The 12,648-nt window shown below is 43.4% G+C and carries 8 protein-coding genes; 2 read left to right on the top strand and 6 right to left on the bottom strand.

From position 1 onward, the window contains the following. Positions 1-55: 55 nt before the first annotated feature. The 4 genes from U2718_RS20725 to U2718_RS20710 all read right to left on the bottom strand — a co-directional run bounded on the left by U2718_RS20725 (position 56) and on the right by U2718_RS20710 (position 4,430). Positions 56-2,050, bottom strand: a complete 1,995-nt coding sequence (locus tag U2718_RS20725) for a PAS domain S-box protein (RefSeq protein WP_342000797.1) — start codon at positions 2,048-2,050, stop codon at positions 56-58. A 208-nt stretch (positions 2,051-2,258) separates the two neighbouring features. After that, positions 2,259-2,654 carry a XisI protein gene (locus U2718_RS20720; RefSeq protein WP_342000799.1) on the bottom strand — a complete coding sequence of 132 codons (396 nt, stop codon included), beginning with the start codon at positions 2,652-2,654 and terminating at the stop codon, positions 2,259-2,261. Between the two features lie 374 nt (positions 2,655-3,028). Then, complete coding sequence (gene ychF / locus U2718_RS20715; RefSeq protein WP_342000801.1) at positions 3,029-4,120, bottom strand: redox-regulated ATPase YchF; 1,092 nt, start codon at positions 4,118-4,120, stop codon at positions 3,029-3,031. An 85-nt stretch (positions 4,121-4,205) separates the two neighbouring features. After that, on the bottom strand, positions 4,206-4,430 hold the full coding sequence (locus U2718_RS20710; RefSeq protein ID WP_289791675.1) for a gamma-aminobutyric acid A receptor, epsilon-like protein: 225 nt from the start codon (positions 4,428-4,430) through the stop codon (positions 4,206-4,208). Positions 4,431-4,513: 83 nt separating this feature from the next. Between U2718_RS20710 and U2718_RS20705 the strand changes: the two genes are divergently transcribed. Beyond that, complete coding sequence (locus U2718_RS20705; RefSeq protein WP_342001288.1) at positions 4,514-6,046, top strand: aminotransferase class I/II-fold pyridoxal phosphate-dependent enzyme; 1,533 nt, start codon at positions 4,514-4,516, stop codon at positions 6,044-6,046. A 95-nt stretch (positions 6,047-6,141) separates the two neighbouring features. After that, on the top strand, positions 6,142-9,720 hold the full coding sequence (locus tag U2718_RS20700; protein ID WP_342000804.1) for a PAS domain S-box protein: 3,579 nt from the start codon (positions 6,142-6,144) through the stop codon (positions 9,718-9,720). 413 nt (positions 9,721-10,133) lie between these two features. On the opposite strand, the gene U2718_RS20695 is transcribed toward U2718_RS20700, so the two are convergent. Next, positions 10,134-10,874, bottom strand: a complete 741-nt coding sequence (locus U2718_RS20695) for an MlaE family lipid ABC transporter permease subunit (protein ID WP_342001290.1) — start codon at positions 10,872-10,874, stop codon at positions 10,134-10,136. A gap of 213 nt (positions 10,875-11,087) precedes the next feature. Further along, positions 11,088-12,086: a tRNA dihydrouridine synthase DusB gene (gene dusB, locus U2718_RS20690; protein WP_342000807.1), complete on the bottom strand. Its 999-nt coding sequence runs from the start codon at positions 12,084-12,086 to the stop codon at positions 11,088-11,090. Positions 12,087-12,648 lie beyond the last annotated feature (562 nt).

Below are 12,648 nucleotides of genomic sequence, written 5' to 3'. Positions count from 1 at the left end.
GAGTGGAGCAATTATACATAGCGATCGCTTAATTTTTTTCGTTATCTAGTGTCCATTACTGATTCATGCCTAAAACCGAATGTATGGTATTCAATAATTTATCTGTCGTGAAGGGCTTTGACAAGAATGCTTTGACGTTAGTACTAATTGTCTGAGCTAAGTGTCGATTTGATGAGAGTCCACTTATAGCAATAATTTTGACTTGTGAGTTCATGGCTTGCAACGTGCGGATAATCGTTGAACCATCCATACACGGCATCGTCATATCAACTAATACCACACTAATTTTATCTCGATGTTCGGCATACAGTGCGATCGCTCTATTGCCATCACAACTTGTCAGGACTTTGTAATTGTATAATTCCAGTGCTGTTTGAGTTACTTCAAGTATTGCCGTTTCGTCATCAACAACTAAAATCCATTCTCCTTGCCCACTAGGCAGTTTGACGTCTTGTGTGGGTTGCGTTTGGGTTTCCTCTACTGCTTTTAGGTATACCTTAAATTGTGTTCCCTGCCCTACCGAACTCTCAACGTCCACAAAACCACCATGACTTTTAATGATACCCATCACCGTAGACAAACCAAGTCCTGTACCTTGCCCAACTTCTTTAGTCGTAAAAAAAGGCTCAAAAATTCTCTCTAGGACTTCTGGTGGCATACCAGTTCCTGTGTCTGAAACACAAAGCATGACGTAGGAACCTACACAAGCCTCAATATGCCTCCGGGCAGATTCCTCATCCAGCAACAAATTTTCGGCACAAATGCTAAGTACGCCGCCGTTGGGCATTGCATCACGCGCATTGACTACTAGGTTCATCAACACTTGATATAGTTGAGTCGTATTGCCAGAAACTGGGCAGATATCCTCGGCAAGACTTGTATAAACTGTAATGTTTTTGGGGAATGTCTGCTTAACCAACTGCTCAATTTCTAAAATCAGAGACTTAACTTCTAAGATTGTATGCTCGCCTTCTAAACCCCTAGCAAAAGAGAGTACTTGCCGAACTAAAGCCGCTCCTCGTTTGGCATTGTTTTCCACTCTCTGAAGTAAGCGCTGGCTCTGCTCATCAGAAAGTTTCATGATCAGTAATTGTACTGCCATCAGAATCGGGGCAAGAACGTTATTCAGGTCGTGAGCCATGCCACTGGCAAGCGTTCCTAAGCTCTCTAAGCGTTGGGCTTGCAGAAACTGTGTTTCCAGTTGTTTTTTCTCAGTTATGTCGGTATTAACAACTAGAATTGATTGAGAATGCCCTTCAAAATTGGATATTAACGTCCAGCGACTGGATACAATAATTTTTTGACCATTGTGGCAAACTTGATGTAACTCTCCTTGCCACGAGCCTTTCTCGACTATGGACTGGTGTATATTTCTGAGTGGTGGTGGAGTCGCCCCATATAGGAGTTCGTTGACATTCAAACTTAGCACTGACTCTGCTGGCAAGCCGTACAGGCACTCGGCTCCTTTATTCCAAAACAAAATGCGATCGCTTAAATCTTGAACCAAAATAGCATCTGTGGTGACATCGAGTAGAGCGGCTTGTTGTTGAATCTGCTGTTCGGCTCGCTTGCGATCAGTCATATCGCGCATAATTTTTGCAAAGCCGCGTAGAGAACCAGTCTCATCTCTTAAAGCAGTTAAAATCCCACAAGCCCAGAAACGTGTACCATCTTTACGTAGATGCCAGCGTTCATCAACTGCCTTACCTTCTTCTACAGCCTTTTGTAGTTCCTGGTTGTCTTCACCTTGCTCTCTATCTTCAGGAGTAAAAATACACGAAGCGCATCCACCAATAATTTCCGCTTCCTGATAACCTAAAATATTTTCGGCTCCAATATTCCAACTATCTATGTAGCCGTTGGAGTCTAGTGTAAAAATGGCATAGTCCTGAACGTTCTCAACTAATAAGCGAAAGCGATCATTACTTTCTCGCAGTGCTTTTTCAGTCTGCTGATTTTGGATTTGTAAAGCTTTAAGAACACCAACCTCTTGGCGTAATGCTACTAACTCAGCAATCAGTTGGTCTTTTGTCTTCTCTTGGTCTTTCATCTTAAAATGCAACCTAAGCATAGGTAGCATTTCACCTAAGCTAGGAAATAAACAACTTAACTAAATTTATTTATCTAAATTAGAAAATATGGTCGCAAACAAAAAATATCCGCTCTACTACCTATGAGAGTATTTTGAAACTAGCCTTTCGGGAGGGAAAACTAGAGTCGGGAGGAATAGTATTAAGAGGGCAGCACTTCGACTACGCTCACCAACCGGGCAGAGGGCAGAAGAAAACAAGTTGGACTAGGGACACTAATATTTCGATATCTTCCCATTTTTTAGCTATGGAAACAGGCTGAGAATCCGAAAGAAAAGCTAGCACAATGTCACTCTCAGGGATACCTTTTTTAACTAAGTCCTGAGTAATTCCATATTCCATGCCATCGTACTCAATTATTACTTTCCCGTTCTCTATAACCATATAAATCAGGTTGCCATGCATATGCCGCTTTCTATCCCAACCAACTTGCACCAGAGCAGAGCGATCGCGCATTTCGTCAAAGATGACATCTAAGCGTATGTTGCCGTGGGATGGGCGCAGTTTGGCATAATCACTAATTACCTGCTTGACAATTTCTCGATAGAACGTGATGGTATCCATGTGTTGATTTCCTTTCGCTCTAAATTACAATCATCAGCTTTAGAGGTATTTGAGCGATCGTTAGTTTTCCAATTGGTAATCAATACGTTGTTGAGCTATATAATCGAGCTTGTCAGCTAATGGATAAAGTTTTGTATCAAATAATAAACCTATCTCTTCACTACTACTTTTTATAAAATCCCGTGAAACCTTTTTTGCTGAACGCTCAAATTTTTTAACAAGTCCCTAAACAGCCATCCCATCATTTTCCCATCATTTTTAAGTATCCTTGTATTGCTCGAATTACAAGCGGATATTCTTACAAAAAAACACCCCTTTTTCAGGAGTGTCGAGAAAAATATATTGCTGAAAAATTTAGTGTAATTGCGGTTGCTCTACACATTAAATCGGAATAACATCACATCGCCTTCCTTAACAATGTAATCTTTACCTTCACTGCGAACTAATCCTTTTTCCTTCGCAGCATTCATCGAACCAGCCGTAACTAAATCATCGTAAGCTACAGTCTCTGCTCGAATAAATCCGCGTTCAAAATCACTGTGAATCACTCCCGCAGCCTGTGGCGCTAACATCCCAGCTGTAATTGTCCAAGCACGAGTTTCTTTCTCTCCAGAAGTGAAATAAGTACGCAATCCTAATAATGTGTAAGTAGCACGAATTAAAGATTTTAAACCGCCTTCTTCTACACCCAAAGAAGCAAGAAACTCACCTCTTTCTTCCTCTGGTATTTCAATTAATTCTGATTCTACTTGGGCAGAAACAACAACCACTTGAGCATTTTCTGATCCTGCAATTTGCCGCACTTGTTCTACATATTCATTACCAGTTGCCAAGTCATCTTCAGAAACATTAGCAGCATAAATTATGGGCTTAGAAGTCAACAATCCTAGTGGTTGAATCACCGCAGCTTCTTCTTCTGGTAGACTAACTTGCCGCACTGATCGCCCTTCGTTTAATGCCGCAGCTAATTTTTCCAGTACCGTCAATTCAAATTGTGCTTCTTTGCTAGCACGAGCTTGCTTGCGGGTGCGTTCTATTCGCCGCTCTAGTTGTGCTAAATCTGCTAAAACAAGCTCCAAATTAATGATTTCAATATCACGCGCTGGCTCGACCGAACCAGCGACGTGAATAATGTCATCATTTTCAAAACAACGCACTACATGCACGATCGCATCAACTTCCCGGATATGAGACAAAAATTGGTTACCCAGCCCCTCTCCTTTGCTTGCGCCTTTAACCAACCCGGCAATATCCACGAACTCAACACGCGCCGGGACAATTTGTGCCGAATTGGAAATCTTGCCTAAAATATTTAACCGCTCGTCTGGCACTGCAACAACGCCAACATTCGGTTCAATCGTACAAAAAGGAAAGTTAGCAGCCTCTGCTTTAGCATTAGCAACCAAGGCGTTGAATAACGTAGATTTTCCAACGTTGGGAAGTCCGACAATCCCGGCTCTTAGCATTTTTAATTTTGGATTTTGAGTGCAAACTAGACGAAATTCATTTTAGCTTTTGGGGGTTCAGCAGTGGATAAGCGCCGGGAGGATATCACACAGGATTGGGAATTGTTTGGGGAATTGGTGCTGGAACTGTTTGAGGAATAGTACCGGGAACTGGTTCAGGAACAGGCCCTGGTATGGGTTCAGGAACAGGGCTGGGTATCGGTTGTGGGGGATTAGTTGGCCCTGGTGTCGGTTCAGGACGTGGTAGAGTTGGTTCAGGATCGGGAATTTGTGGCTCGTTTGGTAAAGGATCTGGTGTGGGATAAATCATGATCAGCGTAGTAAAATTATTCGACTTTACCAACCTAAATGACAGGCAACTATGTTGCCATCTCCCAAAATGGCTACATCCAAATGCTCGATCAAAATCAAACACCTTTATTAGATACTTTAAAAGCTTGTGCTGAACGTCCTCACGCACATTTTTACACTCCTGGACACAAGCGGGGACAAGGCATTTCCCAAAAAATAGCTGATGTTTTCGGTAAATCTATCTTTCGTCTCGATTTACCGGAATTAACAGAGTTAGATAATCTGTTTGCTGCTAGTGGTGTGATCCAACAAGCACAACAACTGGCAGCGCAAGCCTTTGGTGCAGAACAGACATGGTTTTTAGTCAATGGTTCTACCTGTGGAGTGGAGGCGGCAATTCTGGCGACTTGTGGTGCTGGCGATAAAATTATCTTGCCGCGCAATGTTCATTCTTCAGCGATCGCCGGATTAATTCTCTCTGGCGCGATGCCAATTTTTATTAATCCAGAATATGACTCGGTTTTAGATATTGCCCACAGCATAACTCCCGATGCTGTAGCAGCAGCCCTAGAACAACATCCCGATGCCAAAGCTGTGATGATGGTTTATCCCACCTATTACGGCGTCTGTGGAGATATCAGCGTGATCGCGAATATTACTCACCAATACAATATTCCGTTACTGGTAGACGAAGCCCACGGCGCACATTTCGCCTTTCATTGCGAACTACCCACTCCAGCCTTAGCCGCAGGTGCTGACTTAACCGTACAATCGATTCACAAAACCCTGGGTGCTTTTACCCAAGCCTCAATGCTACATCTTCAAGGAACGAGGATAGAGAGCGATCGCATTAGTAAAGCATTGCAATTAGTACAGTCTACCAGTCCTAGTTATTTACTCCTGGCTTCCCTCGATGCGGCACGTCAGCAAATGGCACTGTACGGTCAACAATTCATGTCTCACACATTGCAACTAGCAGATGAAGCAAGAAGCCGGATTGAGCAAATACCAGGATTATCAGTTTTTAACCTCACCCCGCCTGCGGCACCCCTCTCCTTTCAAGGAGAGGGGCTGGGGATAAGGTCAAATTTTCTTGCTTTAGACAAAACGCGATTAACAGTCACTGTTTCTGGCTTCGGTTTAACTGGCTTTGCTGCCGAAGAAATTCTCGATCAACACTTCGCTGTTACGGCAGAATTTGCTTCCCAAAAACATCTCACTTTTATTATTAGCCTTGGCAATACACAACAAGATATTGAGCAGTTGGTTGAGGCATTTACTAGTCTTGCCCAAATGAGTTTGCCTCCTAACTCCCTCGGCTTGAACACAGCTTTGACAGACTTCAATTTGCCCTACATTTTATGGGATGATTTTATTAATATGGGGAATACTGTGCATATTTCACCACGAGAAGCTTTCTTCGCCAAAACAGAAACATTACCTATCCAAGAAACTACGGGGCGCATTTGTGCAGAAATAGTCTGTCCTTATCCGCCAGGAATTCCTGTATTAATGCCTGGAGAAGCTATTAGCCAACCTGCTTTAGAATATCTGCAAACAATTCAAACTATGGGTGGATTTATTAGTGGTTGTGCAGATAAAAGTTTTAGAGCTTTGAAAGTCATCAAAATGTAAAGTACAGAATTTCATATAACTTAACCTAAATTGACTGTAAAATAAGAATTTGTGTCTTAATTAGACATAAGTTACTGCCAGGAATACAAAGCAGTATGTTAAAGGTCCAGTTCTATCAGTTGCAGCGTTACAGTTTTTCTATTTTGTCAGTCTTATCAGCGCTGCTACTGGGCTTGTTGCTAGAACAACTGCTGCGGCTAGAAGTTTCGCTACTTTTTTGTGCTGCCATTGCCTTTAGCAGCTGGTATGGCGGCTTTGCTACCAGTTTGGTAGCTACGGTATTAGCTGTTTTCGTCAACAACTACTTTTTTTTACCACCTTTCTACTCTCTGTTACTGTACAGTGGAGATGAACTCTTACAGCTAGTTATATTCAGCTTGGTAGCATTATTAATTAGCTGGTTAATTTCACAACTACGTAACGCCAAGCAAAAATCAGAAGCAGAGCTAGCAAAATTACAAGTAAGCTATCGTCGCCTGTTTGAGACAGCTAATGAAGGCATCTGGATATTTGACAGTGAGGGAAAGACAGAATATGTGAACCAACGGCTAGCCCAAATGCTTGGCTACAGTGTTGAACAAATGCTTGGCTGTTCAATTTTCGAGTTTATGGATCATCAAGCTCGAATTGAAGTTGAGCAATGGCTAGAGCAACAAAGGCAAAGTGTTCAAGAGGCTAAACAGCAGTTTGACTTGCGTTTGCGCCACCAAGATAAGTCTGAACTTTGGACAATTCTCTCTACTAGCGCTGTGCTAGATACCCAAGGTGAATTTTCAGGCGCGATCGCAATGTTGACTGATATCACTAAACATAAGCAAGTAGAAGTTGCTTTGCGAGAAAGTGGAGAGCGGTATCGCTCTTTAGTAGTTGCAACTTCCCAAATGGTATGGACAACTCAGCCTGATGGACAGGTAGTTGATATGCCAGATTGGAGAGCTTATACAGGGCAAACTCAAGCACAAGTCAAAAGTTGGGGTTGGTTAGAAGCATTGCACCCAGATGATCGGGAACGAACCGCCCGGATTTGGACTCACGCAGTTCAGACAAAAAGTATTTATGACAATGAATACCGAATTCGTGGTGCAGACGGTATTTATCGTTATTTTTCTGCTAGGGGTGTGCCTGTTGCGACAGAAGACGGCAAAATTCGTGAGTGGGTTGGAGTTTGTAGTGATATTACTTACCGCAAGCAAGCAGAAAAGGCATTGCGACAGAGTGAAGCGATCGCCAAAGCACGGGCTGAAGAACTTGAAACTTTTATGGAAACAGTTCCGGCTGCTGTTTGGATTGCAAGCGATCCCCAATGTCATCACATGACTGCAAACCTAGCTGCCTACAAATTGATGCGGTTACCTCCAAGCTCAGTCATAACAGCTACTCCAGCTGGTGGAGAATATCCCTTTAAGTTCAAGATTCAAAAGAATGGTCAAGACATTCCAGTGACTGAGTTACCGATGCAACAAGCCGCTCGCACCGGAGAAGAGATTGAAGGAGAATTTGAATTTGTTTTCAGTCAAGATGATGTGCGATCAATTTACGGCAAAGCTGTACCATTACGGGATGATTCTGGTGCCGTTAGAGGCGCAATTGGAGCGTTCATTGATGTCACCGAACGCAAACAGATAGAAGCAGCATTGCGTCAAAAGCAAGAATGGCTCGATTTGGCTCAAGCGGCGGCAAAAGCGGGTAGTTTTGAGTGGAATATCCAAACCAATGTTAACACCTGGTCGAAAGAGCTAGAAGCAATCTATGGTTTAGAGCCTGGTGAATTTGGCGGTACTTATGAAGAGTGGGCGAAATGGGTACACCCCGATGATTTAGCCAACGCAGAAGCAGATATGCGACGTGCGCTGCAAACAGGCGAGTTTTTCACCGACTGGCGCGTAATTTGGAAAGATGGCAGCGTTCACTGGCTGCATGGCAGAGCGAGAGTGTTTGATGATGACGACGGCAAGCCCTTAAAGATGCTCGGCATTAATGTTGATATCACCGCTCGCAAGCGGGCAGAAATAGCCTTAAAAGCTAGCGAAGCTCGATTTCGGCGGATTGTTGACTCCAATATTATGGGTGTATTTTTCTATGACTTGAGCGGCAACATCACACAAGCCAATGATGCCTTTCTCCAGATGGTTGGTTACGCCCAGGAGGATTTATTGGCAGGCAAGCTAGATTGGCAAGAAATGACTCCTCCAGAACACGTAGAGCGGACTGAACAAGCGGTTGAAGAACTGAAGTTGTACGGGGTTTGTAGTGCGTTTGAAAAAGAATTCTTTCGCAAAGATGGCAGTAGTGTGTTTGTGGCTATTGTTGCTGCATTATTTGAGGACACTTCAGAACAGGGTTTCGCCTGTGCGCTCGATATTACCGATCGCAAACAAGCAGAAGCTGAACGCGATCACTTGCTGCAACTAGAACAGGCAGCCCGTGCTGAAGCCGAAGCAGCCAACCGGATCAAAGACGATTTTCTCGCAATTGTTTCCCACGAACTACGCTCCCCACTTAATCCTATTCTAGGTTGGTCGAAACTCCTCCTTACCCGTAAGTTGGATGTGGCAAAAACCACTCAAGCACTAGAAACTATTGAGCGTAATGCTAAATTACAAACACGCTTGATTGACGATTTACTCGATGTCTCGCGGATTTTGCGCGGTAAGCTGAGTTTAAATATCTGTGCGGTTGATTTAGTTTCCACAATTGAGTCAGCATTGGAAACGGTGCGTCTGGCTGCTGAAGCCAAATCAATTCAAATTTATACACACTTTGATTCTGGAGTAGGCAAAGTCGAGGGCGATCCGAACCGCTTGCAGCAAGTTGTTTGGAATTTACTCTCAAATGCAATTAAGTTTACTCCCAATGGTGGGCAAGTAGAGGTAAGGTTGGGGATAGGGACTAGGAAAAGGACAAGGGGACAAGGGGACAAAAAGACTAGGAGAGAAGAGCTGCATGACGATTGTGTATCCAATACCCAGTACCCAATCCCCGATCCCCAATCCCTGATCGCTAACTATGCCCAAATCACCGTTACTGATACCGGCAAAGGCATTAGTCCTGACTTTTTGCCCTACGTATTTGAACGTTTTCGACAAGCAGGTGAGGCGACGACAAGAAAGTTTGGTGGACTAGGATTGGGATTAGCAATTGTCCGCCATATTGTCGAACTCCACGGTGGCTCTATCCAAGTAGCGAGTTTAGGAGAAGGACTAGGAGCAACCTTTACAGTCACACTACCTCTAATAAACGATGTCTCTCAAACTAGTGAAGAGAACTCTTTGCCCGAAACTTCTGCTAATCTTCAAGGATTGCGGGTGGTAGTTGTGGATGATGATGTTGATACTCTGAATTTACTAGTCTTAATTCTTGAGCAGTATGGCGTTGAAGTTCATGGAGTTGCTTCGGCAACAGAAGCACTATTAGCGATCGCCCAAATCCAGCCAGACTTACTGTTAAGTGATATTGCTATGCCTGAAACCGATGGCTATATGCTGATTCGACAAGTTAGAGCTTTGGAAGCAGCCTCACCAAAAAAATTACCAGCGATCGCTCTTACAGCCTTTGCAGGAGAAGCTAACTATCAAAAAGTCATCTCGGCAGGTTTTCAAAGACATCTCACTAAGCCTGTCGATCCATCTGAACTAGCGATGGCAATTGCTGCTCTCACTAGACGCAACAGTTAATCACGATACACATGAATTTTTAGAACTTACGCAAAATCCCTCTCAAATCCTCTTTCCTCCATTTCCTCTGCGCCTGGAGCGGTTTATTATTCATAACTCGTGTGTAAGTCCTGAACCCTTCTGCCCTCTGACCAACCCCCTTCGGGGCGGGTGTAGGGGTGCAGGGGAGCCACTGCGGTGGACGGGTTTCCCGGCATAAAGCATGTGGCGTTGTAGGGGTGTAAAGCGATTAGCCCCGAAGAAAAGGATACAAGCCCCTGCTTTTAAGCATGGAGAAGAAAAGAAGATGTATTTCGAGATACGTAGTACGAGAAATACGGCGTCCTTGTTTCAAGCCCCTAAATTTATTTATGGGGTTCCCTTACACCCCTATACCCTTATCCCCTTACACCCCTAATTCTTGACTTCTACTTCTAGAAACTTGGCTTTTCATATAGCAGCAAAGAGAGGAAAAAATCAACTATAAAAATTAACACCCAAGTTGTGACAACTGCTGCTGTAGCTGATTCTCCTACCTGTTTTGCTCCACCGATAGTAGTTATTCCCCAACTACAACCAACCACAGCAATCATTAAGCCAAAAATTAGTCCCTTAAATAAAACTATCAATACATCTGGTATTACTAAAAAATTTCTAACTGATTCTAAAAATACCTCTGGAAGTATTTGGTAAAACTGTTCAGCGGCAAAAACACCACCAGCAATACCTACTACTAAACCTATGATTGTTAAGATTGGTAGCATTAAACTACAGGCAATTACCCTTGGCAACACTAAATAATCGATCGGATCAGTTTTAAGCATATGTAGTGCATCTATCTGCTCTGTGACGCGCATCTCACCGAGTTCGGCAGCAAAAGCAGAACCAACTTGTCCTGCAATAATACTAGCGGTTAAGATGGGTGCTAATTCTCGGCAGAATGCTAAAGCAAAAGCTCCTCCCACTGTACTGACTGCATCAAATCTTACCAACTCTCTAGCAGTCTGAATGGTAAAAATCATGCCTGCAAAACCATTGACCAACAGTACAGGTAAGATAGAGGCTGGCCCAACTGCGATCGCATGTTCGAGAATTTGGCGGTGGCATGTCTTTCCCTGAAGCAAATGCAACCATACTTGCCCTAATAGCAGGATAGTTATACAAAAACGGATCATCCACGATTGCTGGTAATGCCCAAAATCTTTTTGTGTTTTCAATTTTTATGCCACTTCCAACATAGTATTAGTGTTTTAGCTCACTTTGCTGCCCAGGGCAATCAGACAGGTATAGCCGGTGACAGGGGACAGGGGATAGGGTTAAAAGTTCTTTGGTGTGTGAGTTTTACACTTGGGGTGTTGCTATCAATTATTACTGGCACTCCTATACATTCACATCTGCTCAATCGCTCGATCCATTAAATCTATACCCTGCTGCACAGTTTCCACTAAAGTCAACTGTCCTCGCAACTCTGCTGCACCCACAAAGCCTTTGGCGTACCAAGCCATGTGTTTGCGAGCTTGACGAATACCGCGATCGCCTTTGTATTCCCATAACGCTTGTAAGTGTTCTTTAGCACATTCCAAGCGCTGAATTGGCGTTGGTGGTGGTAGCTTTGCCCCAGTTTTAAGAAAGTAGTCAATTTCACCCACTAAATACGGATAACCCAAAGTGCCACGAGAACACATTACACCATCAGCACCAGTTTGCTCTAAACACTGCACCGCCGATTCCACCGAGAAAATATCACCGTTGGCAATTACTGGAATCAAAAGCACTTCTTTAACACGACCAATCCATTCCCAGCGAGCGTTACCATTGTAACCTTGGGCGCGGGTGCGAGCGTGGACTGTAATCATCTGCGCTCCCGCATCTTGCATCCGTTTGGCAAAATCGAGGATAGTAATTTCCTCATCATCCCAACCAATCCGAGTTTTAACAGTTATAGGTACATCTGTTGCTTTTACCACTTCTCGCACTATTGCCTCAGCAACCTCTGGTTGACGCAACAGTGAAGAACCGCCACCTTTTTTTGTAATTTTATTGACTGGACAGCCCATATTGATATCAATTGTATCTGCACCTTCTGCTACCGCTTTTTGTGCTGCTTCAGCTAAAAAATCAGGACGACAGTCAAACAACTGAATGCTTATCGGTCGTTCATTAGAGTCTACTTCCATGATTTTCGGCATCTGCTTAAGGTGGTGTAACTCTGTAGCGCTCACCATCTCTGTATACATCATTGATTCAGATGCGTAGCGACGCACCAGACGACGAAATACTAAGTCAGTCACTCCCGATAAAGGCGACTGCAAAACCCGACTATTCACCTCAAAATTACCAATTTTTAGAGGTGATGAGAGTCTAGTTTTGAGAGTAGCAGAGAACATAAACGATTGTGGGTTTCAAAAGGGTAGATATTTAATAGTATTCCATCCACTTCAGAGGCTTGTGCAATTCGATGAAGAAGCACTGTAAGACATAACAGATGTAGCAGACTTGGCGATGAGATGAATGGCGACATTGCAGATAGAATTAGCAGGTAGCGTCTCATCCGGAATAATTTGGGCGAAAGTACAATTTGCCAACAAAGCACTGACGCCACCGATCGCAACACTTAATAACTAACTCAAATAAGTACCAATCTCGGACATCGCACTCTTTCAAGCCACACATTCACGGATAGTCAAATTAACGACGCTTAACTCTCATTTTTAGGCAAAAACTTTTATACACAACTCATTATTTCATTAAATTGACATAGCTGAACACAGATGTTGTAACAATGCATCAACTGCTTGCTGCGATCGCGCTTGATATTTTTCTACCAAGTTTAATATCACAACGCACCTAACAACGCCTGCTTAAACCCTATTGCACTATTAAAATAAATTTCTGGCTTTTCCACTAACGCTAAATCGGGGCTGCAATCTTTTATGATAGTTGATTTTG

Origin of the sequence: Chlorogloeopsis sp. ULAP02 (genome assembly GCF_038404745.2) — a bacterium.
GTDB lineage: Bacteria > Cyanobacteriota > Cyanobacteriia > Cyanobacteriales > Nostocaceae > Chlorogloeopsis.
Note: the sequence above shows the minus strand (reverse complement) of the source record. Positions and strands in the feature narration are given on the sequence as shown.